The organism is Banduia mediterranea (assembly GCF_031846245.1).
GTDB lineage: Bacteria > Pseudomonadota > Gammaproteobacteria > Nevskiales > Nevskiaceae > Banduia > Banduia mediterranea.
In genome coordinates this window covers 61,615-86,330 of record NZ_JAVRIC010000019.1, presented here as the reverse complement: position 1 = coordinate 86,330, position 24,716 = coordinate 61,615, and the positions used below count along the sequence as shown (strand labels likewise).

Below are 24,716 nucleotides of genomic sequence, written 5' to 3'. Positions count from 1 at the left end.
CAGGTCTTGCGCCTTGACGCAGCCCTCCGATCCACACCTCACGCGATCCGGCTTACCGTCGAGTAGTGCTACCCGAAGTGCGCACCGATCTGCTTCTTATGGTGTCCGGTGCGGTTCAATGTGTCAGATGCAGTCCGCATTCGCGATCTTCCTCGCCCTTGGTCGGGTCGTAGTAGTCGAAGTTGTTCGGCAGGCCGAATTTCTTGATGTAATGGAACAGGTCCCGGTTGGTCCAGCCCAGCAGCGGAGCGACCTTGACGATGCCGTCGGCGTTGGTGCTCACGGCCTCCATCTTGGCGCGTTCCTCGGTTTCCTCGGAGCGCAGGCCGGTGATCCAGTAGTTGGGTTTCAATTCGGCCAGGGCGCGCTCGAAGGGTTCGATCTTGACCTCGCGGGTGAAGATTTCGTGACGCGGATCGTCGATGTCCGGAACGGGTCCGTCCACGGCCTCGCGGTGAGCGCGGGAGCGGCGCGGATGATAGACCTTGAGATTGAGCTTGAGGCGGCGCACCACTTCGTCGATATATCGGTAGGTGGCCGGCGTGGCGTAGCCGCTGTCCATCCACACGATCGGCAGATCGGGCGATACGCGGGTCACCATATGCAGCAGCACCGAGGCATAGGGGCTGAAGCTGGTGGTCGCGATCGCCGGTGCATTTTGCGCCAGCGCCCATTCGATCAGCTTCAGCGGCGCATCGGCCGACATCTGATCTTGAACCGGAACGTCGCGGAAAATCTCGCGGGGGGTAGTCATGACGCACTCCAATCGAACAACGGGGACGAAGTATAAGGAGCCCGCATGCTAGATTCGGCGCTCGGAAACATTCTTCATATTGATATGCCTAGACTGCCCGACCGGGACGAGACCGGGGGTGCCCCCACGGCATCCTCGCTGCCGCTGTGGCCGGAGGACGCCGCCATCGAGCTGTTTCACCAGCAGCCCACCATGGGTGCGATCCGGTTCTCGGATACCGCGATCTACATCGAAGAACTGCGCGCCGAAATCGAGACGCAGGCACTGAGTCGTGAGCGTACCGAGCCGATTGCCGGCGGTGCCTTCAAGCTGCACGACGTGGATCAATGGACCTCGCCGGCCGCGAGCCTGGTGGCCGCCCGTGCCTGCAAGCTGGTGATGTCCATGCTCAACAGCGAACGTCTGAACCTGCAGGATGCTTCGGCCATTGTGGTGCCGCGCGGACGCGCGCTGCCGGCGCGCGCCGTCAATGGTTCCGGCGCTTCGGCGGTGACTTTGCTGGCCGGCAGCGGCCTGTATCTGCAGCATGAACGGATCGGTGGGCTGACCGTGCAGGCGCCGCATGAGGCGCCCGGCCTGATGCTGGCGCATCCGAGCACGATGCGGCCCTGCGTTCGTGAAAACATCGCGCCGAGGCCCGTGGTGATCTTGGTCTGGGACTACAGCCTCGAATGACGACGCAAGCCGACACCGCCCGCTCCGCCAACGTGCGCGCGCCGGCCTACCGCGATTTGCCGCAATGGCAGTCTCGATCGCCATCGGCCGACCGCCGTGGTGGGCTCATGCGAGGCCGCCATCGTGCAGGCGAACCGAGCTTGCACTTCGTTCACGGCAACGGTCTCAGCGGCGGCGTCTACTGGCCGTTTCTGGCGCCGTTGAGCGAAGGCTACGGCCTGATCACGCAGGATCTGGAAGGCCACGGCGAGTCCGATCCGGTGCCCGGCTTCGGTGGCGCGGCGCACCTGACGGCTCGCCTGCTGGACAACCTCGAAGCGCTGCGTGGCAATGCCGGCGCGGTGATCGGGGTCGGGCACAGCTATGGCGCGGCGCTGACTCTGTGCATGGCGGCCCTGCAACCGCAGCGTTTCTCGGCATTGGTGCTGTTGGACCCGATCCTGATGCCCTTGCGAACCTGGCTGGCATCCTGGGCCGCCGCGCGTCTCGGGTTGCACCCGCTCGCCAAGGGCACGCGTCGCCGCCGCCACGTCTGGCCGGACCGCGACTCGGTACTGCGGCATCTGCGTGGGCGCGGCGTCTACGCGGGTTGGGACGAGGCCGCGCTGGCGGCCTTTGCCGACGAAGCTCTCAGGCCCACGGACGCCGGCCTGGAACTGAGTTGCGCACGCGAAATGGAGGCTTCGATCTACGAAAGCCCGATACTGCCGCGGCGGCGCATGCACACGATCAGCGTGCCGGTGCTGGTCATCAGCGGCGATCGCAGCTATCCGTTCATGCCGGCCAGCGTGGCCGGATTGCAGCGCGCCAATCCCCGGGTGCAGGCGCAACAGGTGTCCGGCGGGCACTGTTTCATGCTCGAACGGCCGCAACAAACGGCTGAGCGCGTCCGTGCATTTCTCGCCGCAAGCGGCCTGTCGCCCGAAGTCGGCCCGGAATGACTGCGACCCTTGCCGCGCGCGGCGCATCAAAACCAACAGAGATGCGAGCCACTTTCGACGCAGCGCTGTCCGCCGAAACGCTGGCACGAGCGCGCACCGGGGCGCGCGATGCGCAGGAGCTGATCTACCGCGCATTCGAACGCCCGGTCTACGCGCTGGTGCGGCGCATGGTCGGCTGCCCGGACTCCGCGCAGGACCTGATGCAGGACACTTTCCTGCGCGCCTTCAAGTGTCTGGGGCAGTACCGCGGGGACGCGCCGTTCGGTGCCTGGTTGCGGCGTATCGCCGCGACCGAGGCCTTGATGCACCTGCGGCGCGGACGGCTGACGCTGGAGCTGTTCGCGCCGGAGGAGGCACCGCCGACGGCCCTGGTTTGGCACGACAGCTCGACCGTCGACCTCGAACGGGCCCTGGGTCTGTTGCCGGAGGTGCCGCGTGCGGTGTTGTGGCTGTATCACGTGGAAGGCTATACACATCAGGAAATTGCAGGCATGGCGGGCAAGTCCGTGAGTTTTTCGAAGTCTCAACTGGCCCGCGCCCATCAGAAGTTGCGCACGTTGCTGGTGACGGAGGGGGCGCCGGCGCAGCAGCAGGAGGTGAGCCCATGTACTCCCAAGACGCTGGCGATATGAACCCCACACAAACCCCATCAGCTTTGGGCGAGCGTCTGCGTGCCCTGCCGGAACCAACGCCGCCGTCCGCGGGCTGGGCGGCGATGCAGGCGCGGATGGACCGCCAGACGCGGCAGCGCCGGCACCGCTTCGCTGCCGGATTCGCGATGGCCGCGTCGCTGCTGGTGGCGGTGGCCTTGTTGTGGCTGGCGCTACCGCCGGGCGAGATCATCGAATCGCCGCCACAGTCCGAGCTGGCGCGCCTGATCGGTGAATCGGGTGTGCTGGAACGCGAACTTGCTGCCGCACGTCCCCGAGTGGTGGTCTGGGATTCCCGCCGTGAAGCACGTGTGGAAGCTCTGCAGCGCGATCTCACGCTGGTGGACGTTCAACTCAATCATGTCGATGCCGGGCATCAACCCGGACAGGCCGAGGCCCTGTGGCAGCGGCGGGTCGCGCTGATGAGCCAGCTCGTCAACCTGCACGAAGCCGCCACGCCGCACGCGGTTCCGGTGGCCTACCGCGTTGCACGCGTCGACTGAAGCGGTCCGTGCCGCGCAGGAGTACCCAGGGATGAATCGATCGCTGATACGCAGGGCAGGACTTGGCACGGTGGTGGCGCTCGCGCTGCTCACCGCGCCCTGGCGGGCGGGTGCCGCCGAGGGGCCGGACGCACCGACATCAGGAACGCTTGAATCCGATCTGGAGCAGGCGCGGGCGGCCCTGGAAGCTGCGCGTGACGAACTGCGCAGCGCCGCCCGCCAACTCGCCGAGGTTTCGCAGGACAGCGGCGCTGCGGCCAATCCTCTGGCGTATGCCTTCGACTTTGCCGCCGATCCGCGCAAGGCCGTGCTTGGCGTGATCGTGGTGCCGGGCCCGGCTGCGGACGGCGATGTTCGCGGCGTGCGCGTGCAGGCGGTCACACCCGGCAGCGGCGCCGAGCAGGCCGGCCTCCAGGCCGGCGACCTGCTGCTGTCGATCGAAGGGCGCAGCCTGGTGGTGTCGGCCGAGGACGGCCGTCCGGAAGTCCGCCTGCGCGAAGAAATGACGCAGTTCAAGCCCGGAGACCAGGTGCGCATCGAATATGAGCGCGATGGCCAGCGCCACAAGACGGTCGCCGAGGCCAGTCGTCCGGTGGCCCTGTCGCTGAAGGATCTGCCGGAGCTGCAGAAACTGCCCACGTTGAACTGGACCGAGCTGGACGCGCTGGACGACCTGCCGGACGGCCCCTTCGGTCAGAACCTGTTGCCGCCCTTGCAGCTGGCGAGCATGGACGCGGATCTGGCGGCCTATTTTCGAACCGATGGCGGCGTGCTGGTCATCGCGGTGCCGGAGGCCGCCGACATCGAACTCAAGAGCGGCGACGTGATTCGCCAGATCGACGGCGAAGCCATCCACAATCCAAGAGAAGCTCTCGAAAAGCTCGCCAAGCTCAGTGGTGAGAACACGCTGCGTCTGGAGGTGGTGCGTCACGGCAAGACGCTGCGGCTGGAGACGCGTATGCCGGAACAGCTCGGTGTGGCCGATGCCGGCCGACACCTGCGTTTCGTGCGCGTGCCGGCGCCACCCTTGCCGCCGCCGTGGACTCCGGAGACCGCGCGGTCTCCGTGAAAGCGCAGCGCGGTCGTGGCAGCTGGAGGCTTGCACGAGCCTGAATGACGGCGCCGGTATCGCGCGGTTAAGGTGGGGGCCAATTCAAGGATTTCCCTCACTTCATGAAATGGCGTATCGCGCTGGGCCTGATTTTCGCGGCCCTGGTTGCAGCGTTTTTCGCATTCGATCTCGCGCAGTATTTCAGCTTCGAGAATCTCAAGACGCAGCACCAGCACCTGAGTGAGTTGAGCGATCAAAAACCGGTGAGGCTGATCGCGGCGGTGTTCGTGAGCTACACCCTCGGTACTGCCCTGGCGCTGCCGATTCCCGGTGTGATGTCGCTGGTCTGTGGCGCGCTGTTCGGCTTGCCGGGCGGCGTGCTGATTTCCTCGTTCAGTTCGTCGATCGGCTCCACGCTCGGTTTTCTGCTGGGGCGTTTCGTGTTCGGTGAGGCGCTGCAGCAGCGCTTCGCCGAGCGTTTCGGCGCGATCGACCAGGGTGTGCGCCGCGAGGGTGCGTTCTATCTGTTCTCGATCCGTCTGGTGCCGGTGTTCCCGCTGTCGCTGATCAATCTGGCGATGGCGCTGACGCCGATCAAGACCTGGACCTTCTACTGGGTGTCGCAGCTCGGCATGCTGCCGGCGTCGATCGTGTGGGTGAACGCCGGCACCCAGCTGGCCACGCTGGAGTCGCCCGGCGACATCCTCACGCCCAAGATACTCGGCGCATTCGCGTTATTGGTGGCGATGCCGTTCCTTGGAAAGTTCGTGCTGGGCCTGTTGTGGCGACAGCGTTCCGAAAGCGGCTGACGCGGGCGCTCAGCCGAGCGCCTGTTCGTCCGAGACCACGGGCCGGTCGATCGAGCGGCTTCGCCGAGATTATCCGTCGAACGCCGGTTCGCCGCGAAAGGGCAAACCGCTGAGGCGATGGCATCAACGATGAAGGGCGCCGCAGCGCCCTTCATTTTCGCGTCGGCGATGATCGCCTGCCTCAGTTGCGTCCCTGCAGCTTGGACAGCAGCCGCAGCATTTCCAGATACAGCCAGACCAGGGTCACCATCAGGCCGAAGGCGCCGTACCACTCCATGTACTTGGGCGCGCGTGCGGCAGCGCCGTTTTCGATGAAGTCGAAGTCCAGCACCAGATTCAGTGCGGCGATCACTACCACGAACAGCGAGAAGGCGATGCCGATGGTGCCGGATTCGTGAACGTACGGGACGCCGACGCCGAACATGCCGAGCACCATCGTCACCAGATAGACCACGGCGATGCCACCGGTGGCAGCGACCACCCCGAGCTTGAAGTTCTCGGTGGCCTTGATCACGCCTGAGCGGTAGGCGATCAGCAGCGCGCCGAGCGTGCCCAGCGTGAGTACCACGGCGTTGAGCACGACGCCGGGAAATCGGGCCTCGTACATCGAGGAAATGCCGCCGAGGAACAGACCCTCCAGCACCGCGTACAGCGGTGTGGTGACCGGAGACCATTGCTTCTTGAAGATCGTGACCATGGCGACGATGAAGCCGCCGATGCCGCCGCCGATCATGATCAGCGGGTTCGGGGTCTGGCTCCAGGTGAGGCTGGCCGCCAGGACCACCAGCAGCAGTGAGAACGCGGTCTTGCCGACCGTGCCGTTGATCGTCATTGCATCGCCGATCGTGCCGCTTCGTGGCGCCTGGTCAAAGACATCGGCGCGCAGCGCCGGATTTCCTGATCGCATCATCGTGTTCCATTGTTTGCAGAAGACCGAGACCGGAATCATACGATGTTCGCGGCCTGGGCGCTGTCTTAGCGGGACAAGCGGGCGCAAAGACGCGAAACTGCGCGGCACCAACGTCACTTGGGGGAATCATGCTGCCGGACTGGCGGATCGTGGAGGCGCTGTTCGACGAGGCGCTTGATCTCGAAGGTGCCGCGCGCGCGGCGTTTCTGCGCGAGCGCTGCGCAGGCCGGCCCGAACTGGAGGCCGAATTGCGTGCGCTGCTGGCCGCATCGGACACCGACAACGGTTTCATGGAGCAGCCGCCGCGACTCGGCTCCGGCGCTCCTACGGAGGGATCGAGCACCATCGCTTCGGGTCAGCGCTTTGGCGTGTGGGCGGTCCGGCGCCTGATCGGGCGCGGCGGCATGGGTGAGGTCTATGAGGTCGAGCGTGCCGACGGCCTGTTCGAACAGCGCGCTGCGCTGAAGCTGATCCGCGCCGACAGCGGCGACACCTGGCAGCGGTTTCAGGCGGAGCGCCAGATTCTGGCGCGACTGGAGCATCCGGGCATCGCCCGCCTGCTCGACGGCGGGGTGGCGCCGGACGGTCGCGCCTATATGGTCATGGAGTATGTGGACGGGCGCAGTCTTACCGAGTTCGCGGGCGGGCGACCGCTATCCGAACGGCTCGAGTTGTTCATCCAAGTGTGCGATGCAGTGGCCTACGCGCACCGCAACCTGGTGATTCATCGCGACATCAAGCCGTCGAATATCTGTGTCGATCAGGAGGCTCGGGTCAAACTGCTGGACTTCGGCGTTGCCAAGCTGCAAAGCCTCGGCGGAGACCCGGATTCCCAGCTCACCCAGACCTTGGTGATGACGCCTGACTATGCGGCGCCCGAAACCCTGCGCGGCGATAGTGTGTCCACGGCGGTCGACGTCTACGCCCTGGGCGCGGTGCTCTACGAGCTGCTGGTCGGGCAGCCGGCCTGGATGCTCAGGAGCCTGCCCCTGTCTGTGGCCGTCGAGCGATTGCTGCACGCCGAGCCGCCGATGCCGAGTACGGCCGCCGCCAGTTCGCCGACAGCAGTGCCTGCGCGTCTGCTGCGCGGCGATCTCGATGCGATTGTCGCCAAATGCCTGCGCAAGCTACCGGAGTCGCGCTACGCCACGGTCGATGCGCTGCGCGCCGATGTCGAGCGTCACATGGCTGGCAGCACCGTGCTCGCGCGCGGTGGCGTTCGCAGCTATCGCGCCGGGGTATTCCTGCGTCGCTATCGCTGGTTGGTGGCAGCTGTCGGGGGCATCGTGCTGGCGCTGGCCGCAGGACTGGCGGGGACCGCGTGGCAGGCCCATCGCGCCGCGGTGGAACGAGACGTGGCGCGCCGCGAAGTCGAGCGTGGCGAAGCGGTGCAGCGCTTTGTCGAGCACCTGTTCCGTACGGTGGACATGGCTGAGGGAACCGGGGAGCTGACCGCGCGGATGGTGCTGGACCGCGCCGCGCAGCGCCTGATGGATCTTTATTCGGAAGCGCCCGATCGGGCCGTAAGCATGCTGTACAGCTTTGGCTACATGTATCTGGTGCTGAATGACTACGAAGCGGCCGACCCCTTGCTGAGCCGCGTGGTCGAGGAACCGCCGGCCGATATCGATCCGGCCCTGCAGGCCCAGGCGCGCTATGAACTGGCCGACCTGCGATACCGTCAGCGCCGCGAGGCCGAGTCCGCACGACTACTCACGCAGGCCCGTGCGTTCTGGGCCGAGGATCCGGCGCGCTACCGCAGCGAACGGATCTCGGCGATGTTGCTCGAATCGCAGCTGGCCCGGGCCGCGGGCGACATCGATACTGCGGTTGCACGCTTGCAGGCGATGGCGGACGAGCGCCTGGCCGGCGGCGAGCCGGACCACCCGGATATCGCCAATGCCTACGGGACGATGGCCGTGGTCTACATGTCGGCCAATCAGCCGCAGGCCGGGCTGGCGGCCTGCCGCAAGGCCTGGGCGGCGCACGAACGCATTGGTGACACTGGCAGCACGGCGGCCCTGAATACGCTCAACAACTGGGCTTCGCTGGCGTTCCTGGCCGGCGACCTGGATGAGTCGGCGCGCCGTTTCGAGCAGGCGCTGATTCTGCGGCGGCGTCTGTACGGACCGTCCGCGGCGACGGCCGCGCTGGCCAGCAACTACGCCAAGATCCTGATCCGGCTCGATCGGCTCGACGAGGCCGCACCCTTGCTGGGCGAAGCCTCGGCGATGGCGCTGGAGTACGCCGGTGAGAACAGCCCGGAGTACAGCGCCACCCTGGGCGGTGCGGTGGAGCTGGCACTCGCGGCGCACGACGCACCGGCGGCCGAGGCCGCTTCGCAGCGCGCCACCTCGATCGCACGCGAACACTTCGGCGGCTCCAGCGTGCAGTACGCCGTCAGCCTGATGCTGCAGGCGCGCGTGCAGGGCATGAGGGGTGATGCAGCGGCGGCGAAGGCGACGCTCGATCAGGTCGAAGCGGTGCTTGAACCCTATGGTGCTGCCGTGCAGCGTTATCGTGAAATGGCCAAGCAGGTCCGTTCGCGCCTGAACTGAAGGGCTCAGGTCCCGGTGCTCAGTTCGCGTTGCAGCCAGGCCTTGGCCTTGATCCAGTCGCGGCGCACCGTGCGATCAGTGATGCCCAGCGCGGTTGCGGTTTCGAGTTCGCTGTAACCGGCGAAATAGCGGCATTCCACCACCTGGACCAGGCGCGGGTTCAGTTCGGCCAGTTTTTCCAGCGCATCGTTGATCGCGAGCAGGTCCTCGTTCGATTCGATGCAGAGGTTGTCCGCCGCTTCGCCGATGTCGTCGAGACTGAGGTCGATACTGTCCCCGCCGCGCTTGGCCGCCAGCTGCGCGCGTGCATGGTCCACCAGGATCTGCCGCATCGCGACCGCGGCCGCGTGCAGGAAGTGCTGGTGGGAATCCCAGCCCTGACTGCGCCTCAGCTTGAGATAGGCCTCGCTGACGAGCGCCGTGGTCTGCAAGGTCTGTCCGCCACCGACGCGCCAGCGTTCCCGCCGCGCCATGCGCCTGAGGTCGGCGTACAGCAGTGGCACCAGTTGTTCCACTGCGCTGCCAACTGGCGTTTCGGTGTTCCGAATGTCGCAATCGATCATTCCCGATTCCCCCGGATCCTGGTCCTGGATCACAAGCATGTCCGCAATCTTGCGGCCGATCCGTATATCCCACGAAGGCGGCCATGATGGACCGCCAGGCTGGAACGGTCTGGAGCGCATTATCCGCGATTCCGGGCCCCGGGTTGCGGAGGCGGTCACAATTGCCCGGGTCCGCCAGTTCAATCGAGGGAGTATTCAGACATGCGTCACATCAGACAGATTCTTTGCGCTTTTGCTCTGGGCGCACCGGCCCTGGTTCTGGCGGCCGGCAGCGTCACGGTAGAGGTCGATGCCGATGGCGAGCGTCAATCGATGCTGATCGAGTTCGCCGGGCCGCAGCAGGTGCGGATGTCGTCGATGAGCCGTCAGGACGGCTACATGCTGTTTCGCGACGGCCACCTCTATACGGTGGCCGAGCAGGACGGCCAGCCCGTGGTGATGGACGTGGGAGGCATGTTGTCGATGTTCGGAAAAATGGGGCAGGCGCAGCCGAAATCGGGTGCGGATGATGTTCAAGAGCTGATCTCGCTGAAGCGCACCGGCGGCAGCGAGACCGTCGCCGGCGTACGCGGATCGGTCTATCTGATGAGCTATCTCGACGGTGACGGCCAGACGCAGACCCGGGAGCTGGTGTTGAGCAGCGATGCACGTGCCCGCGAATACACCGAGGCGATGTTCGCCGTGAGTACGGCGATGGCAAGTGCTGTCGGCAAGGCGGACACCCTGTCTGGCGCGGAAGCCGTCAACGCGCGTCTTCGGCAGGATCGTCTCGGTGTGTTGCGCGCCGGCGATGAATTCCGCATCGCGAGCTTCGGCGGCGCGCCGTCGTCTTCGCGGCTGGTGTTGCCGGCGGCGCCGCAGCAACTGCCCGACATGAGCGGCTTCCAGATGGGGGGCTCGGCCGACGCCTCGTCGTCCGGCACCGGCGGCTTCGACCTGGGCGCGATTCTCGGCGGCAAGGCGAAGCGGCAGCAGGGCCGTGTGGAGCAGCGCTCCGACCAGGAAGTGGACGAAGCGACCGACAGCACGGTCGACAAGGCGCTGGACAAGGCTTTCGACAAGTTGTTCGGGCGCTGATGCGGGCGTCCCGGATCGCGTTGCTGACGGCTTCGCGCACGATGCGGAATAGGTGCAGCGACTGGCCGTGATCCTTTGTGGGTCGGGCAGTTCGTCGCTCTGGTCCCAGATCAGTTCGGCGTCGATACGCTCCAGCCGATTCTCGCATTCCGCGCAGATTTCGCCGAGCACTTCCAGCAGCGTGCCCGGCGTGCCGCGCGAGCGGGATACGGCGACGCGCAGGTCCCGCAGGATCGAACGCGCCAGATCGGCGGTGTCCGGCCGTTCGGCGCTGTAGATCAGATCGAGCAACTCGTTTCCGCGCCCGCATCGAACTACAGGCCGCGGCGCCGATACCGCCGGAACAGCTCAGCACCGAATCCCCGAGTCCGACAGGCTGTGCTAGTGCCGGAAGTGGCGGATGCCGGTGAACAGCATCGCCATGCCGGCTTCGTCGGCGGCGGCGATGACTTCGGCATCGCGCACTGAACCGCCGGGCTGGATCACGGCGGTGATGCCGGCGGCGGCGGCGGCATCGATCCCGTCACGGAACGGGAAGAACGCGTCGGACGCCATCACCGAGCCCTTGACCTCGAGCTTTTCATCGGCGGCCTTGATGCCGGCGATCTTCGCCGAATAGACGCGGCTCATCTGTCCGGCACCGACGCCGATGGTCTGACGGCCCTTGGCGTAGACGATGGCATTGGACTTGACGAACTTGGCGACCTTCCAGGCGAACACCAGGTCGTCGATTTCGCTGGCTGTGGGCTGGCGCTGGCTGACCACCTTGAGCGCCTCGGCCTGGATCACGGCATCGTCGCGATCCTGGATCAGCAGTCCGCCGCCAACGCGCTTGTAGTCCCAGGCGCTGGTGCGTAGCTGCGGCCACTGCCCGCATTCGAGTACGCGGACGTTCTGCTTGGCGGCGACCGCGTCACGGGCTTCGGCGCTGAGCGTCGGCGCGATGATCACCTCGACGAACTGACGTTCGACGATGCGGCGCGCGGTGGCGCCGTCGAGTTCGCGGTTGAAGGCGATGATGCCGCCGAAGGCCGAGGTCGGATCGGTCTGGAACGCCAGATCGTAGGCGGCACCGATGCCGTCCAGGCTGACGGCGACGCCGCAGGGATTGGCGTGTTTGACGATCACGCAGGCCGGCTTGGTGAAGCTCTTGACGCACTCCAGCGCGGCATCGGCATCGGCGATGTTGTTGTACGACAGTGCCTTGCCCTGCACCTGTTTTGCGGCGGAGATCGTGCCGGATTCAGGCTCGCGCTCGCGATAGAACGCGGCGCGCTGGTGCGGATTTTCGCCGTAGCGCAGGTCCTGCGCCTTCTTGAACTGCATGCCCAGCACCGGCGAGAACACGGCGCGCTGCCCGGCCTCGTCGACGCCGGCCAGGTACTCCGCCACCGCGGCGTCGTAGCGTGAGGTGTGCGCGTAGGCCTTGGCCGCGAGGCGCGTGCGCAGCGTGAACGATAGTCCGCCGTCAGCGAGTGCGGCGAGGACATCGGCATAGTTCTTCGGGTCAACGACGATGCCGACATACGCGTGATTCTTGGCGGCTGCGCGCACCATCGCCGGACCGCCGATGTCGATGTTCTCGATCGCGTCGATGCGCGTGCACTCGGGCCTGGCGACGGTCTGCTCGAATGGGTAGAGGTTGACCACCACGAGGTCGATTGCTGCGATGCCGTGTTCGCGCATCACGGCGTCATCCGTGCCGCGGCGCCCGAGGATGCCGCCGTGAATCTTGGGATGCAGCGTCTTGACGCGGCCATCCATGATTTCCGGAAAGCCGGTATGTTCCGAGACTTCGGTGACGGCGATGCCAGCCTCGCGCAGGCTGCGATAGGTTCCGCCGGTGGACAGCAGTTCGATGCCGCGCTCGGCCAGAGCGCGTGCGAAATCGACGAGTCCACTCTTGTCCGAAACCGACAGCAGAGCGCGGCGGATCTGGATGGAATTGCTCATGCGCCGTCCGCCGTAATGCCATGTTGGCGCAGTTTCTTGCGCAGCGTGGCGCGATTGAGCCCCAGCATTTCAGCGGCCCGTGACTGATTGCCGTTGCAATGGTGAAGCACGGTTTTCAGCAGCGGTTGCTCGACTTGTTCAAGCACGAGGTCGTAGAGGTCCCTGGGCGCGTAACCATTGAGCGTACGAAAATAGGCTTCGAGGCTGTCTGCCACGGCGTGACTCAATGGGCGCGCTGCGCCATTGATCTTGTGTGAGGGTTCTGCGGACATGTGCTGATGGCGCCTCGGTGAAACGGACGAGCCCATCGCGCGAACGGCAGCGAACTCGAAAAGAGGAAAAAAAACGGGGGCGCAATGATACCCCAAGGTTCTCGCCAGGGAGCGATCGAAAATGTATCGGATTGTGCCGCTAGTCAGGGCAAGCGGGTTCCGACCAGCCGGGTCCAGCCTTCGTCGGAGACGGCTTCGATTTCGAAATCGCCGGCATAGGCGCTGGCGACTTCTTCAGCCTGCCGGTCGAGCAGGCCGGCGAGCACGAGTTGGCCGCCGGGGCGAACGCAGGCGCTGAGCAGCGGCGCCAGCTCGATCAACGGCCCCGCCAATATGTTGGCGAGCACCAGGTCGTAGGGTGCGGTCTTGAAACCTGATACGTCGGAGACCGTCAGTTCGACCTCATTGTCGCGGGCGTTTTCGAGGCTGGCGGTCAGCGCCTGCGGGTCGATGTCCACGCCCGTGGCCGCGGCGGCGCCGAGCTTGAGCGCGGCGATCGCGAGGATGCCGGAGCCGCAGCCATAGTCGAGCACGCGCTGGCCGGCGATATCAGCCTGCGCCAGCCAGCGCAGGCACAGCGAGGTGCTCGGGTGCGTGCCGGTGCCGAAGGCGAGGCCGGGATCGAGGCGCACGACGACGGCGGATGCATCCTCGACCGTGCGATGACGCGGGCAGATCCACAGGGCTCCGCCAAAGTGCACCGCCTGCATCTGGTCCAGACACAGGCGTACCCAGTCCTGGTCTTCCACGATCTCGCGTGTGACCACGGGCGGATTCTGCTCGGGGAGTATTGCGGCGATCGCCGCCAGCGCCGGTTCCGGGTCGGCGTCTTCGGCGAACAGCGCAAGCACTGCGGTCTGTGCCCACAGCGGTGTTTCGCCGGGCAGCGGCTCCAGCACCGGGGTGTCGCCCGCGTCGACGAAGCTCACCGACTGCGCGCCATGCGCGAGCAGCAGTTCTTCGGCGAACTCGGGGTGGCGGGTCTGTAGACGCAGTTGTAGCCAGGCCATGAATCTGTCCGGTGGTGCAGGGCGGGCGCGCGAGTCTACGCCGCCCTGCGCTCGCCGCGCTTCATTCCCAGTTCTTGAGCATCTCTTCGAGGTAGTGGATGTGGTGCACGCCACGGCTGAACACCTCGTCCTCCATGATGCGCGACTGCAGGGGGATGTTGACCTGGATGCCGTCGATCACCATTTCCGACAGCGCCGTATGCATGCGCGCGATCGCCGATTCCCGGGTTTCGCCCCAGGCGATCAGCTTGCCGATCATGGAGTCGTAGTGCGGCGGTACCGTGTAGCCGGCGTAGACATGGGAATCGATGCGAATCCCCGGTCCGCCGGCGGCGTGATACTTCTTGATCTCGCCCGGTGAGGGCACGAAGCGGCGCGGGTCCTCGGCATTGATTCGACATTCGATCGCGTGACCGCGCGGCTTGAGATCCTCCTGCCGGAGCGTGAGCTTCTCGCCGGCCGCGACCAGCAACTGCTGCTTGATCAGGTCGGTCTGCGTCACCATTTCGGTGACCGGGTGCTCGACCTGGATGCGCGTGTTCATTTCGATGAAATAGAACTCGCCGTTGTCGTACAGGAACTCCATCGTGCCGGCGCCTCGATAGCCGATGCGCTTGCAGGCATCGGTGCACAGCTTGCCGATGTGGTCACGCTGCGCCTGGGTGATGCCCGGCGCCGGCGATTCCTCGACGACCTTCTGGTTGCGGCGCTGCATCGAGCAGTCGCGCTCGCCCAGATGCACGACGTTGCCGTGTTCGTCGGCCAGTACCTGAATCTCGATGTGGCGCGGCACTTCCAGATACTTCTCCAGGAACACCGAGCCGTCGCGGAATGCCGCCTGCGCTTCGGCACGCGCCATGTGTATCGACTGGATCAGGTTTTCCTGTGAACGGACGACGTGCATGCCGCGTCCGCCGCCACCGGCGGCGGCTTTGATCAGCACCGGGTAGCCGACGCGTTGCGCCACGTCGATGCATTCGGCCTCGTCATCGGGAAGCACACCTTCGCTGCCCGGAACGCAGGGCACACCGGCCGCGATCATCTCGGCCTTGGCGGTGGTCTTGCCGCCCATCAGGCGGATCGTTTCCGCGCGCGGGCCGATGAAAATGAAGCCCGAACGTTCCACGCTTTCAGCGAAGTCGGCGTTTTCGGACAGGAATCCGTAGCCGGGATGAATCGCGTCGGCCTGCGTGACTTCGGCGGCGCTGATGATCGCCGCCATGTTGAGATAGGACTTGGCGGCGGCCGGCGGGCCGATGCACACCGATTCGTCGGCCAGCAACACGTGCTTGAGGTCGCGGTCCGCGGAAGAGTGCACGGCCACGGTCTTGATGCCGAGTTCGCGGCAGGCTCGCAGGATGCGCAGGGCAATCTCGCCGCGGTTGGCGATGAGAACTTTCTCGATCATGGCGGGGCGGTCTTATTCGATCACGAACAAGGGCTGATCGAATTCGACCGGCTGCTCGTTGTCCACGAGGATTTCGACGACCACGCCGGCGCGATCGGCTTCGATCTGGTTGAGCATCTTCATCGCTTCGATGATGCACAGGGTCTGGCCTTCCTTCACGGTTTGCCCGACCTCGACGAAGGACTTGGCACCCGGTGCGGGCGAGCGATAGAAGGTGCCGACCATCGGCGCGCGCACCAGGTTCTTTTCGTCCGGCGCCTTGGCGGCCGGAGCCGCCGGAGCGCTGCTGGCGGCGGGCGCCGCCGCGGGCGGCGGGGGCGGGGCGTAGGCCTGCTGCGGCGCCTGTGCATAGACCGGACCTGAACCGGGCGCCGGGTTGCGACTGATCCGGACCGATTCCTCTCCCTGTTTGACTTCCAGTTCCGCGATACCGGACTGTTCGAGCAATTCGATCAGTTTCTTGATCGTACGGATATCCATGAAGCTAATTCCCCTGCGGGTTCAACTGTTGGTGGGCGGCATGCAGCGCGAAGTGATAGCCGGCCGCTCCCAGGCCGACGATCACACCGTGTGCGATGTCCGAAAAGTACGAGTGGTGACGGAAGGCCTCGCGGGCGTGGACATTCGAAAGGTGAATCTCGATGAACGGAATGGCCACGGCCAGCAGGGCATCGCGCAGCGCCACGCTGGTGTGCGTGTACGCCGCAGGATTGATCAGAATGAAGTCGATTTCGCCCCGGGCCGAGTGAATGCGATCGATCAACGCGCCTTCGTGATTGCTCTGGAACGTGGACAGTCGATGGCCCAGGCCGGCCGCGTCTTGCGCAAGCGCCTGTTCGATGTCGGCCAGCGTCTGGGCGCCGTAGACCTCGGGCTCGCGCGTGCCGAGCAGGTTGAGGTTCGGTCCGTTCAATAGCAGCAGGTGCGCCAAGAGTCTGGGTCGAGTGCGGCGGGCGAATTCCGATTATAGCCTGCTGATCCGTTTGTGCACGTTTTGCACACGTTTATGCGTTATTGGGTTTGGATCGGGTTTGATTGGGTCACGATTCGCCACAGTACGAATCCTTACCGATAGCGCTCCAGCCAGCTCTCCAACTGCTCGCGGCTGAGTACGCCGGAATGCCGGGCGACGATTTTTCCATCGGGCGAAATGAACACCGACAAGGGAAGAGCGCCGCGTGTATCGCCCAGAGCGTCCATCGCCACGATGGCTTGGTCGGCACCCACGAATACAGGGTAATTCAAGTTACGCTCTGCATGAAAGTGGCGCACCGGTTCGGCTTCGTCCACCGCGGGCCCGAGGATCATCAGTCCGGTATCCGCGAGTTCGGTCTGAGCCTGGACCAGCATCGGAATTTCCTTCAGGCACGGCGCACACCAGGTGGCCCAGAAGTTGATGAGCACCGGGCGCCCACGCCATTCGGACAATTGTCGTGGTTTGCCGTCGAGATCGGTGAAGTGCAACAGCGGCGCCTGTGGCGATGGCGCCGGGGCCAGTCCGCGATAGGCGAAGAAGCCGATGCCTGCGGCGAGCAGGCAGAGCACGGGCAATCTGAGGGCGGTGGAGGCTCGCATTCGAATCCGGCCGTTAGTCTGCGTCGGTTTCCGAAGCCACCCAGTCGAGATACGGCGCGTGACCCTGCGCGAGTTCGACGGCAATGACCTCGGGAACCTCATGGGGATGATCCGCGACCACTCGCTCACACAGCGCGCCGACTCGCTCGGTACGTGTCTTGGCCAGCAGCAGCGTCTCTTCGTCGTTGTGCACCTTGCCTTGCCAGCGATAGACGGACCGAGCACCCGGCAGCAGCGTAACGCACGCGGCCAGATTCGATTCGACGAGTGCATTGGCCAGCGTCTGCGCCGCCGAGGCGGGACAGCTGATGTAGACGATGCTGATGTCCGTGGACATATGTATGCCTGCCGGTGTCCATGTCAGTGCGCAGTGTAAGGCGGTCGGACAAGCGCCGATAAGAACAAGGCCGGCATCGGACCGGCCTTGCACTTCGCGATGCGCTGTCGGGAAGCCGCCTGGAAGCCGCCTGGAAGCCATATTTCGGCCGCGGCGCCAAACAGGCCGACGCGGGCGGCTGAGCCAGACATCGGCGCTTCATCGCCGGCCTGCTGGGCGACTGCGTCGGGGTCCACGGCGGTGCCGCTGATATGCATGTCGAAATCGCCGAAGTTCACATGGCTGGCCTCGACCTACAGATTGTCGCCAACGCGCATGCCGCCGAAAACCTCGTAACCGGTATCGCTTTCGTCGATATCCACCGAAACCTTGGTGCCGGGGATCGCGTTGAGACTGTCGGTGACTTTCGCGCCGCCCAAGGTGTTGGCGGTAAGCCCGCCGCGAACGCCGAAGTAGTTGTCGTCTGCAATTGCGGCCTGTTGATCGCGGACAATTCTGTACGCAATCGGGCCTCGCTATGATGCGCTTCATGAACGAATCCATCGCCCCCGGCTTCATCCATTCCTCCCGGCTGCCCGAGCGAGATCCTTTGCGGGCAGCCGTTTCAGAGCACTGGTTCGCCGACGAGACGGCGTTGGTGCACAAGCTCATGGGTATCGCCGAGCTGCCCGAGCCGCTGCGGTCCCAGGCCCAGGAGCGAGCCGCGAGTTGGGTCGCCGCGGTTCGTGGTGAGGCCGAGAATGTGTCGGCGCTCGATTCCTTCATGCAGGAATACGATCTGTCGTCGGATGAAGGCGTGCTGCTGATGTGTCTGGCCGAGGCCTTGCTGCGCATCCCGGACGACGACACCGCCGAAGCGCTGATCGCGGACAAGTTGTCCGAGGCGGACTGGGAGTCCCACCTCGGGCGTTCGGACTCCCTGTTCGTCAATGCCTCGACCTGGGGGCTGATGCTGACCGGGCGTCTGGTGCGCCTGTCGCCGCAAACCACGGGAAATTTTCGAGCTTCGTTCAATCGCCTGATCGGAAAGTCCAGCGAGCCGGTGATCCGCATGGCGGTGCGCCAGGCGATGAAGCTGATGGGGCACCAGTTCGTGATCGGGCGCAGCATTGCCGAGGCTCTGGACGGGTCTCGCAGCAAGGCGCACCGCGCCTACCTGCACTCGTTCGACATGCTCGGCGAGGCGGCGCTCAACGCCAGCGACGCCAGGCGCTACCTGCAGTCCTACCATGACGCGATTCAGGCGATCGGCAAGCGTGCCGGCGTCGAAACCGAGTTGCTGCGCCGGCCGAGTATCTCGGTGAAGCTGTCGGCGCTGCATCCGCGCTATGAGGTGGCGCAGCGCGAGCGAGTGCTCGCCGAACTGGTGCCGAACCTGCTGGCGCTGGCGCAGGAAGCCAAGCGACACCGGATCGGCTTGACCGTGGACGCGGAGGAAGCCGATCGCCTGGAGCTGTCGCTGGACGTCTTCGAGGCGGTCTATCGTGATGTGACGCTGAGCGGCTGGAACGGCTTCGGTCTCGCAGTCCAGGCCTTTCAGAAGCGTGCTTTGCCGGTCATCGAATGGCTGGAGGCGCTGGCGGCGGGCGTGGGCCGTCAGATTCCGGTGCGACTGGTCAAGGGCGCTTATTGGGATACCGAAATCAAGCGGGCCCAGGAGCAGGGCCTGGCCGGCTACCCGGTGTTCACGCGCAAGCCCAATACCGATGTTTCGTACCTGGCCTGCGCGCGCCGTCTGCTGGCGGCACGCACGCACTTCTATCCGCAGCTGGCCACGCACAACGCCCATACCGTCGCCGCCGTACGCAGCTACGCGGGCGACGATGCCGGCTACGAATTCCAGCGCCTGCACGGCATGGGCGAAGCGCTGTACGAAGCGGTGATGCGTGACATTCCGGTGCCGGTGCGGATCTATGCCCCGGTCGGTTCACACGAGGATCTGCTGCCGTATCTGGTGCGCCGCCTGCTGGAAAACGGCGCCAACAGCTCGTTCGTCAACAGAATCTATGACGAGAACGTGCCGCCGGAGCAACTGGTGCTCGATCCGGTGGAACAGGTGCAGCAGTATCCCGTGATCCCGAATCCGGCGATCGCCCTTCCCCAGGCGCTCTACGGCAGTTCGCGACTCAATTCCAGCGGTGTCAACTTCGCGTCCGAGCCGGAGGCCTCGGCGCTGGCTGAAGCCTTGAGCGCAGCGCCGCTTCCATCGCGAGCGGACTCACTGACGCACAACGCGATCGACTCGAAACGCAGCCCGTTGCCGGTGCACAATCCGGCCGACCGGCGCGCGGTGCTCGGGCACTGGTGCCCGTTCGAACCGGACGACCTCGGCGAGGTCGTCGCGGCGGCCTGGCATGCGCAGCCGCGCTGGAATGCAATGCCGGTGGAGTCGCGCGCGCAATTGCTGGAGCGCGCGGCCGACCGGCTTGAGGCGCGCCGCCCGGAGTTTCTGGCGGCCCTGGTGCGAGAGGCCGGCAAGGGTTTGCCAGATGCAGTGGCCGAGGTCCGCGAGGCGGTGGATTTCCTGCGTTACTACGCCCAGCAGGCGCGTCGCCTGATGACCGCGCCGGAGGTGTTGCCAGGCCCCACCGGTGAGCACAACGAATTGCAGTTGGCCGGGCGCGGCGTGTTCGTCTGCATCTCGCCATGGAATTTCCCGCTGGCGATCTTCACCGGGCAGATCGCGGCGGCGCTGGTTGCCGGTAACACCGTGGTCGCCAAGCCGGCCGAGCAGACCAACCTCGTCGCCATGATGATGGTGCGACTGATGCTGGATGCCGGCATCCCGGACGACGTGCTGCAATGCGTGCTCGGCGAAGGCGATGTCGGTGCAGCGCTGTGCCAGCATCCCTTGGTCGCCGGCGTGGCATTTACCGGATCAGTGGCTGTGGCGCAGACCATCAACCGCACACTGGCCGCGCGTCCGGGCGCGATCGCTAGCCTGATCGCGGAAACCGGGGGTCAGAACGCAATGATCGCCGACTCCAGTGCCTTGCCGGAACAGGTCGTGAAAGACGTGATTACGGCAGCGTTTCAGTCCGCCGGTCAGCGCTGTTCGGCCTTGCGCGTGCTCTATGTGCAACAGGAAATCGCCGATAAGGTGGTCGGCATGCTGCGCGGCGCGATGCAGGAACTGGTGGTGGGCGATCCTGCCTGGCTGGCGACCGACGTGGGCCCGGTCATCGACCCGGAGGCACAGGCCTCGCTGATGGCGCACGTGGACGCTGTGGCCGGGCTCGGCCGCCTGATCCTGCGATTGCCACTGTCGACGCGCTGTGAGCACGGCAGTTTTGTGCCGCCGACCGCCGTGGAGATCGATTCGATCAAGCAGCTCGACGCCGAGCACTTCGGCCCGATTCTGCACGTGATCCGCTACTCCGGGCGCAAGCTCGATCAGATCATCGAGGACATCAACAACACCGGCTTCGGGCTGACCCTGGGTGTGCACAGCCGCATCGAGAAGACCTGGCGGCGGGTGCGCGCCTTGGCGCGTGTCGGCAACTGTTACGTCAACCGCAATCAGATCGGCGCGGTGGTCGGCGTGCAGCCGTTCGGCGGGGAAGGTCTGTCCGGCACCGGCCCCAAGGCCGGCGGGCCGCATTATCTGTTGCGCTTCGTCACGGAACGCACCCTGACAGTGAATACGTCGGCGATCGGCGGCAACGCCCGTTTGCTTGCGGCGAGTGGTGACGGCTGAAACGAGCCGGCCGGGTGTTCAGCCGTGCAGGGGTTCCGTGCTCTTGCCCGAACGGATCGCATCGACCTTGGCCTGCACCGCGGCGATCAGCTTGGCGTCGGCATCCTCGAACTGCTTGATGCCTTCACGCACCAGGCGGTCCGTGATCGCCTCAAGCGGAATCGCGAGCTTGGCGGCGGCCTTGATCTGCTCGCGCGCCTGTTCGATGCGATCGCCCAGGGTGTCGGCCGCGGCACCATGGTCGCGGAATGCGTCCATCGTCGCCGGCGGCATGGTGTTGACGGTGTGCTCGCCGATCAATTCGTCCACGTAGAGCGTGTCGCGGTAGCTCGGATTCTTGGTGCCGGTGCTGGCCCATAGCAGGCGTTGGGTCTGCGCACCCTGCGCCGCCATGGCTTCCCAGCGGTCGCTGGAGAACAGTTCGAGATAGTCCAGGTACGCGAGCTTGGCATTGGCGATCGCAAGTTTTCCTGTGAGCGCTTGCAGACCGGCGGCATCCGGGTCTCCACCTGCGATGCGCGCTTCGATCTCTGCGTCCACCTGTGCATCGATGCGGCTGATGAAGAAGCTGGCAACGCTGGCGACGCGGCGGGGATCGCCCCCCTGTTTGATGAGGTCGGCGATGCCGTCGATGTAGGCGCGCGCCACCTCGCGGTACGCGGACCGTGAGAACAGCAACGTCACATTGACGTTGATGCCTTCGCCGATCAGGCGCCGGATCGCCGCGAGGCTGCTGGCCGTGCCCGGAACCTTGATCATCAGATTGGGGCGATTCACGGCGGCCCACAGGCGGCGGGCTTCGTTGATGGTCGCGCTGGCATCGTTGGCGAGCTGCGGTGAGACTTCCAGACTGACGTAACCGTCGGTCGCCTGGCTCTCGTGATAGACGCCCAGGAACAGATCGGCGGCATGCTGGATGTCCGTCACCGCCAGCGCCTCGAAGATCTGACGCGGATCATGGATGCCGAGATCGACAAAGGTTTCCAGCGCGGCGTCGTAGTCGTTGCTGCCGCCGATGGCCTTCTCGAAGATCGCGGGATTGGACGTGAGACCGCGCAGGCCGTCGTCCGCGATCAGGCGCGCCAGCTCGCCGGAGCTCAGCAATTTGCGGCGGATGAAGTCCAGCCAGACGGATTGGCCGAGGGAGGAAAGCTGCTTGAGATGGCTCATCGGCGTTGTTCTTCGGTCCGTGAAATGAATGTACGAATGCTCCTATTGTTGCCGCTGGCGTCCCCGATGAGAACCGAAGCGGGGCGGGCGGCCCGTTCTGCGAGGTCGATTCGACGCGCATAAGGTTATGACGTTTTGACCGAATGCAGCCTGATTCATTGTGAGACGCGGTGGCGCTGCCTATCCTGCGCATCCTGATCAAGCCGACGAGCCGCCGCAAGTCATGACTGTTTCCGCACCACTGATCGCCGAACATGAAGTCGATGTCGCCACCGATCGCGCGCCTTTCGATGCGAAGCGCGTGGCGCAGCTCAATGCCGAATACGCGCCGCTGGATTTCAATGCCCGGATCGAGCGGCTGTATCGGGATTTCGATCCGGACAAGGTCTTGGTCACCTCCTCGTTTGCCGCGACCTCGGCCTGTTTTCTGCACATCATCTCGACGATCCGTCGGGAGCAGCCGATCGCCTTCATCGATACCGGCTATCACTTTCCCAAGACCCTGGAGTATCGGGATTATCTGGTCGAGCGCTTTGGTCTGACGGTGTTCGACGTGCGCGCCGAAGACTGGAAGCACCAGTTCACACAGCAGGAAAAGTCCTACGAACGCGACCCGGATTTCTGCTGCTCGATCAACAAGACCGAGCCGCTGGACGCGATCAAGCCGCGGTACCAAGTGTGGGTCTCAAGCCTGATGCGCTGGCAGACCGACCATCGCTCAGGACTGGAACTGTTCGAGCTGCGGCGCGGCCTGCTCAAGTTCAATCCGATGATCGACGTCAGCCGCGAGCAGCGCGACGCCTACATCCGCGATCACGCGCTGCCGTTTCATCCGATGGTGGCGCAGGGCTACTCGTCGATCGGTTGCACGCATTGCACGGTGGCCGGCGAAGGCCGCAGCGGTCGCTGGCAGGGCAAGCCCAAGACCGAGTGCGGCCTGCACCTTTGATCAGTTTTCGTCGATCAGCAGCCGATTGATCTCGACGAGGTCGTTCTCAACGAGCCGTCCGGCGGCGGCCTTGAGCTGAAGCACACTGATCAGATAGTCATAGCGTGCTCGCGCGTAGTCGCGCTGCGCACTGTAGAGCTGCTGCTGCGCATCGAGCACGTCGACGTTGGTTCGCGTGCCGACCTGCAGGCCGACATCGCTGGCTTCGTAGGCCGTCTGGTTCGAAACCACGGCCTGCTTGAGCGCCTTGACGCGTGCGCTGCCGGTGATCACGCCCTGATAGGCCACACGTGTGTCACGTTCGACCTGCCGCTCCGTGCCTTCGAGTTCCGAAAGGCGCTGTTCATAAACGCTGCTGGCGCGGCGCACGTCGGCGCGCACGCCCAAGCCCGAAAAAATCGGCACGTTGAGGTTAAGCGAGACGGAGTCCGAATCGGTCTCGGAGTCGTTGTAGCCGCCGCTCTGTGAGTAGCGCTTGGTGCCTTGCAGGTTCAAGGTGGGATAGTGCCCGGACTTGCTGATCTTGATGTCCTTGTGCGCAATCTCGGACTGAATTCTGGCTGACAGCAGCGTGAGATTGCCTTCGTTTGCAGCATCGACCCAGGCGTCCGCATCGGCCGGGTCCGGCTTGGGCAACGGGATTTCGTCCTGCAATCTGGCGAGCGGCAGTTCGCGCTGCCGGATGATCTGCGCGAGTGCCTGCCGTGCGGTGGCGAGATCCTGTTCGGCTTGTAGCGCATTGGCCACGGTCAGGTCGTATCGCGCCTGGGCTTCCTGAACATCGGTGATCGCGGCCAGCCCGACGTCGAATCGTTGCCTGGATTGTTCGAGCTGACGGGATACCGCCTCATTTTCCGCCTTCGAGAATCGCAGGCTGTCCTGGGCTGCCAGGACATCGAAATAGGCCTGGCTCACGCGCAGTACGAGGTCTTGCTGGGCGGCGGCGTAGTCGGCTCGCGCCGACGCCGCACGATCATCCGATTGTTTGAGACGTACCCAGGCTTCGCGGTCGAACAGTATCTGGTTCAGGTTCAGGCCATAGCTGTAGGGTTCGGCGTACGAGGTGCGGGTGAAGCTCGTCGGTGGAATTTCCTGGCCGGTCGTCTGGTCGAACGTAACCGTCGAGGTGGTCTTGTTGTTGTCGAAGCTGTAGGACCCCGACCCGCTGAGCTGGGGCAGCAGAGAAGACCGTGCTATCGGCATGGACTGCAACGCGGCATCCAGAGCATGGCCCTGAGCGGCCAGCTGTGTGTCGTTCTGAACGGCCAGATCGTAAACGTCGACAAGGTCGGACGCCACGGCCAGGCCAGGTGTGGCCAGCAAGCCGAGCAGGCTGAAGATCAGACGCATGAACTGCTATTCCCCAAAACGAATTGGCCCCAAAGGACTTGGTGCGGGTTGACGGGAGTTGTCGCCAGCACCCGCTGCAGGCTGTCAGGTCAGTAGCGCGGCATCGAAGGATCGACCTCGTCCGCCCAGCGATCAAGACCGCCGACCAGATGACTGACATCCGTAAATCCACTGCGTTCCAACAAACGTGCCACGCGTTCGCTGCGGATTCCGTGATGGCATAGGACAACGATGCGCGAGCCTGGGTTCAGGTCGCCGAGCCGATTCGGAACTTCCGGCATCGGAATGTGCAAGCTGCCGGAAAGGCTGGCAATTTCGAACTCCTCGGGCATGCGGACGTCGAGCAGAACGAGATCCGGATCCTTGAGAATTCCCTGAAGCTCCTGGGGGGTCAGTTCTCGCATGGCGGGCAAATTCTAGCATGAGGAGCGGCGGCCCAAGGCAGTAAGGATCGGCGGATATCGCAAGCTTTTGCGGGTTTTCGCCACATCCGGATCCGCGCAA

Annotated in this window: 25 protein-coding genes and 1 pseudogene; 10 read left to right on the top strand and 16 right to left on the bottom strand. The window is 64.9% G+C overall.

Annotated elements, in window-relative coordinates:
- Positions 1–115: 115 nt before the first annotated feature.
- On the bottom strand, positions 116–706 hold the full coding sequence (locus tag RM530_RS13160; RefSeq protein WP_349256240.1) for a phosphoadenosine phosphosulfate reductase domain-containing protein: 591 nt from the start codon (positions 704–706) through the stop codon (positions 116–118).
- 132 nt (positions 707–838) lie between these two features.
- Between RM530_RS13160 and RM530_RS13155 the strand changes: the two genes are divergently transcribed.
- The 6 genes from RM530_RS13155 to RM530_RS13130 all read left to right on the top strand — a co-directional run bounded on the left by RM530_RS13155 (position 839) and on the right by RM530_RS13130 (position 5,383).
- Positions 839–1,429, top strand: a complete 591-nt coding sequence (locus RM530_RS13155) for a hypothetical protein (RefSeq protein ID WP_311365708.1) — start codon at positions 839–841, stop codon at positions 1,427–1,429.
- Entirely contained in the window at positions 1,426–2,370 is a 945-nt protein-coding gene (locus tag RM530_RS13150) for an alpha/beta fold hydrolase (protein ID WP_311365706.1), read from the top strand. The genes RM530_RS13155 and RM530_RS13150 overlap by 4 nt, the downstream gene beginning before the upstream one ends.
- 41 nt (positions 2,371–2,411) lie before the next feature.
- On the top strand, positions 2,412–3,002 hold the full coding sequence (locus RM530_RS13145; protein WP_311365704.1) for an RNA polymerase sigma factor: 591 nt from the start codon (positions 2,412–2,414) through the stop codon (positions 3,000–3,002).
- Positions 2,975–3,523, top strand: coding sequence for a hypothetical protein (locus RM530_RS13140; RefSeq protein WP_311365702.1), 549 nt, complete (start codon positions 2,975–2,977; stop codon positions 3,521–3,523). Before RM530_RS13145 ends, RM530_RS13140 begins: the two co-directional genes overlap by 28 nt.
- Before the next feature lie 31 nt (positions 3,524–3,554).
- Positions 3,555–4,592, top strand: a complete 1,038-nt coding sequence (locus RM530_RS13135) for a PDZ domain-containing protein (RefSeq protein WP_311365701.1) — start codon at positions 3,555–3,557, stop codon at positions 4,590–4,592.
- Between the two features lie 104 nt (positions 4,593–4,696).
- Positions 4,697–5,383 (top strand): TVP38/TMEM64 family protein, encoded by a 687-nt coding sequence (locus RM530_RS13130; RefSeq protein WP_311365700.1) that lies wholly within the window; start codon positions 4,697–4,699, stop codon positions 5,381–5,383.
- Between the two features lie 181 nt (positions 5,384–5,564).
- On the opposite strand, the gene RM530_RS13125 is transcribed toward RM530_RS13130, so the two are convergent.
- Entirely contained in the window at positions 5,565–6,290 is a 726-nt protein-coding gene (locus tag RM530_RS13125; RefSeq protein WP_349256239.1) for a Bax inhibitor-1/YccA family protein, read from the bottom strand.
- Between the two features lie 131 nt (positions 6,291–6,421).
- Between RM530_RS13125 and RM530_RS13120 the strand changes: the two genes are divergently transcribed.
- Positions 6,422–8,851, top strand: a complete 2,430-nt coding sequence (locus RM530_RS13120; RefSeq protein WP_311365698.1) for a serine/threonine-protein kinase — start codon at positions 6,422–6,424, stop codon at positions 8,849–8,851.
- A gap of 5 nt (positions 8,852–8,856) precedes the next feature.
- Here the strand turns inward: RM530_RS13120 and RM530_RS13115 are convergent, their stop codons facing one another.
- Complete coding sequence (locus RM530_RS13115; RefSeq protein ID WP_311365697.1) at positions 8,857–9,414, bottom strand: ECF-type sigma factor; 558 nt, start codon at positions 9,412–9,414, stop codon at positions 8,857–8,859.
- A 201-nt stretch (positions 9,415–9,615) separates the two neighbouring features.
- On the opposite strand from RM530_RS13115, the gene RM530_RS13110 reads away from it, so the two are divergent.
- The gene (locus RM530_RS13110; RefSeq protein ID WP_311365696.1) at positions 9,616–10,491 is read left to right on the top strand and encodes a hypothetical protein; all 876 of its coding nucleotides are present in this window, start codon (positions 9,616–9,618) and stop codon (positions 10,489–10,491) included.
- Positions 10,492–10,872: 381 nt separating this feature from the next.
- Here the strand turns inward: RM530_RS13110 and purH are convergent, their stop codons facing one another.
- The 10 genes from purH to RM530_RS13060 form a co-directional block, all read right to left on the bottom strand.
- Complete coding sequence (gene purH / locus RM530_RS13105) at positions 10,873–12,444, bottom strand: bifunctional phosphoribosylaminoimidazolecarboxamide formyltransferase/IMP cyclohydrolase (protein WP_311365695.1); 1,572 nt, start codon at positions 12,442–12,444, stop codon at positions 10,873–10,875.
- Positions 12,441–12,716, bottom strand: a complete 276-nt coding sequence (gene fis, locus RM530_RS13100) for a DNA-binding transcriptional regulator Fis (protein ID WP_311365694.1) — start codon at positions 12,714–12,716, stop codon at positions 12,441–12,443. The genes purH and fis overlap by 4 nt, the downstream gene beginning before the upstream one ends.
- Before the next feature lie 143 nt (positions 12,717–12,859).
- The gene (gene prmA, locus RM530_RS13095; protein ID WP_311365693.1) at positions 12,860–13,726 is read right to left on the bottom strand and encodes a 50S ribosomal protein L11 methyltransferase; all 867 of its coding nucleotides are present in this window, start codon (positions 13,724–13,726) and stop codon (positions 12,860–12,862) included.
- A gap of 61 nt (positions 13,727–13,787) precedes the next feature.
- Entirely contained in the window at positions 13,788–15,134 is a 1,347-nt protein-coding gene (gene accC, locus RM530_RS13090; protein ID WP_311365692.1) for an acetyl-CoA carboxylase biotin carboxylase subunit, read from the bottom strand.
- Between the two features lie 12 nt (positions 15,135–15,146).
- Positions 15,147–15,614, bottom strand: a complete 468-nt coding sequence (accB, locus tag RM530_RS13085) for an acetyl-CoA carboxylase biotin carboxyl carrier protein (RefSeq protein WP_311365691.1) — start codon at positions 15,612–15,614, stop codon at positions 15,147–15,149.
- Between the two features lie 4 nt (positions 15,615–15,618).
- Positions 15,619–16,065 (bottom strand): type II 3-dehydroquinate dehydratase, encoded by a 447-nt coding sequence (gene aroQ, locus RM530_RS13080; RefSeq protein ID WP_311365690.1) that lies wholly within the window; start codon positions 16,063–16,065, stop codon positions 15,619–15,621.
- A gap of 134 nt (positions 16,066–16,199) precedes the next feature.
- Positions 16,200–16,679, bottom strand: coding sequence for a TlpA family protein disulfide reductase (locus RM530_RS13075; protein WP_311365689.1), 480 nt, complete (start codon positions 16,677–16,679; stop codon positions 16,200–16,202).
- A 43-nt stretch (positions 16,680–16,722) separates the two neighbouring features.
- Entirely contained in the window at positions 16,723–17,046 is a 324-nt protein-coding gene (gene cutA / locus RM530_RS13070) for a divalent-cation tolerance protein CutA (protein ID WP_311365688.1), read from the bottom strand.
- A 23-nt stretch (positions 17,047–17,069) separates the two neighbouring features.
- The gene (locus tag RM530_RS13065) at positions 17,070–17,324 is read right to left on the bottom strand and encodes a hypothetical protein (protein ID WP_311365687.1); all 255 of its coding nucleotides are present in this window, start codon (positions 17,322–17,324) and stop codon (positions 17,070–17,072) included.
- A 15-nt stretch (positions 17,325–17,339) separates the two neighbouring features.
- A complete protein-coding gene (locus tag RM530_RS13060) occupies positions 17,340–17,465 on the bottom strand; it encodes a hypothetical protein (RefSeq protein WP_311365686.1) in 126 nt (41 codons plus the stop codon).
- A 118-nt stretch (positions 17,466–17,583) separates the two neighbouring features.
- On the opposite strand from RM530_RS13060, the pseudogene putA reads away from it, so the two are divergent.
- Positions 17,584–20,743 (top strand): annotated as a pseudogene (putA, locus tag RM530_RS13055) (bifunctional proline dehydrogenase/L-glutamate gamma-semialdehyde dehydrogenase PutA).
- An 18-nt stretch (positions 20,744–20,761) separates the two neighbouring features.
- Here putA and tal read toward each other — a convergent pair.
- A complete protein-coding gene (gene tal, locus RM530_RS13050) occupies positions 20,762–21,913 on the bottom strand; it encodes a transaldolase (RefSeq protein ID WP_311365684.1) in 1,152 nt (383 codons plus the stop codon).
- Positions 21,914–22,136: 223 nt separating this feature from the next.
- On the opposite strand from tal, the gene RM530_RS13045 reads away from it, so the two are divergent.
- Positions 22,137–22,862, top strand: coding sequence for a phosphoadenylyl-sulfate reductase (locus tag RM530_RS13045; protein ID WP_311365682.1), 726 nt, complete (start codon positions 22,137–22,139; stop codon positions 22,860–22,862).
- On the opposite strand, the gene RM530_RS13040 is transcribed toward RM530_RS13045, so the two are convergent.
- Both RM530_RS13040 and RM530_RS13035 read right to left on the bottom strand, forming a co-directional pair.
- On the bottom strand, positions 22,863–24,212 hold the full coding sequence (locus tag RM530_RS13040) for a TolC family outer membrane protein (RefSeq protein ID WP_311365681.1): 1,350 nt from the start codon (positions 24,210–24,212) through the stop codon (positions 22,863–22,865).
- A gap of 89 nt (positions 24,213–24,301) precedes the next feature.
- A complete protein-coding gene (locus tag RM530_RS13035) occupies positions 24,302–24,616 on the bottom strand; it encodes a rhodanese-like domain-containing protein (RefSeq protein WP_311365680.1) in 315 nt (104 codons plus the stop codon).
- Positions 24,617–24,716 lie beyond the last annotated feature (100 nt).

Excerpts from the sequence above, each read along its gene's own strand:
- RM530_RS13135 (WP_311365701.1), top strand. The coding sequence starts at position 3,555 with ATGAATCGATCGCTGATACGCAGGGCAGGACTTGGCACGGTGGTGGCG.
- prmA (WP_311365693.1), bottom strand. The coding sequence starts at position 13,726 with ATGGCCTGGCTACAACTGCGTCTACAGACCCGCCACCCCGAGTTCGCC.
- RM530_RS13045 (WP_311365682.1), top strand. The coding sequence starts at position 22,137 with ATGACTGTTTCCGCACCACTGATCGCCGAACATGAAGTCGATGTCGCC.
- tal (WP_311365684.1), bottom strand. The coding sequence starts at position 21,913 with ATGAGCCATCTCAAGCAGCTTTCCTCCCTCGGCCAATCCGTCTGGCTG.
- purH (WP_311365695.1), bottom strand. The coding sequence starts at position 12,444 with ATGAGCAATTCCATCCAGATCCGCCGCGCTCTGCTGTCGGTTTCGGAC.
- RM530_RS13040 (WP_311365681.1), bottom strand. The coding sequence starts at position 24,212 with ATGCGTCTGATCTTCAGCCTGCTCGGCTTGCTGGCCACACCTGGCCTG.
- fis (WP_311365694.1), bottom strand. The coding sequence starts at position 12,716 with ATGTCCGCAGAACCCTCACACAAGATCAATGGCGCAGCGCGCCCATTG.
- accC (WP_311365692.1), bottom strand. The coding sequence starts at position 15,134 with ATGATCGAGAAAGTTCTCATCGCCAACCGCGGCGAGATTGCCCTGCGC.
- RM530_RS13125 (WP_349256239.1), bottom strand. The coding sequence starts at position 6,290 with ATGCGATCAGGAAATCCGGCGCTGCGCGCCGATGTCTTTGACCAGGCG.
- RM530_RS13140 (WP_311365702.1), top strand. The coding sequence starts at position 2,975 with ATGTACTCCCAAGACGCTGGCGATATGAACCCCACACAAACCCCATCA.
- RM530_RS13130 (WP_311365700.1), top strand. The coding sequence starts at position 4,697 with ATGAAATGGCGTATCGCGCTGGGCCTGATTTTCGCGGCCCTGGTTGCA.
- RM530_RS13110 (WP_311365696.1), top strand. The coding sequence starts at position 9,616 with ATGCGTCACATCAGACAGATTCTTTGCGCTTTTGCTCTGGGCGCACCG.
- accB (WP_311365691.1), bottom strand. The coding sequence starts at position 15,614 with ATGGATATCCGTACGATCAAGAAACTGATCGAATTGCTCGAACAGTCC.
- RM530_RS13115 (WP_311365697.1), bottom strand. The coding sequence starts at position 9,414 with ATGATCGATTGCGACATTCGGAACACCGAAACGCCAGTTGGCAGCGCA.
- RM530_RS13150 (WP_311365706.1), top strand. The coding sequence starts at position 1,426 with ATGACGACGCAAGCCGACACCGCCCGCTCCGCCAACGTGCGCGCGCCG.
- RM530_RS13145 (WP_311365704.1), top strand. The coding sequence starts at position 2,412 with ATGCGAGCCACTTTCGACGCAGCGCTGTCCGCCGAAACGCTGGCACGA.
- RM530_RS13035 (WP_311365680.1), bottom strand. The coding sequence starts at position 24,616 with ATGCGAGAACTGACCCCCCAGGAGCTTCAGGGAATTCTCAAGGATCCG.
- RM530_RS13155 (WP_311365708.1), top strand. The coding sequence starts at position 839 with ATGCCTAGACTGCCCGACCGGGACGAGACCGGGGGTGCCCCCACGGCA.
- cutA (WP_311365688.1), bottom strand. The coding sequence starts at position 17,046 with ATGTCCACGGACATCAGCATCGTCTACATCAGCTGTCCCGCCTCGGCG.
- RM530_RS13120 (WP_311365698.1), top strand. The coding sequence starts at position 6,422 with ATGCTGCCGGACTGGCGGATCGTGGAGGCGCTGTTCGACGAGGCGCTT.
- RM530_RS13160 (WP_349256240.1), bottom strand. The coding sequence starts at position 706 with ATGTCGGCCGATGCGCCGCTGAAGCTGATCGAATGGGCGCTGGCGCAA.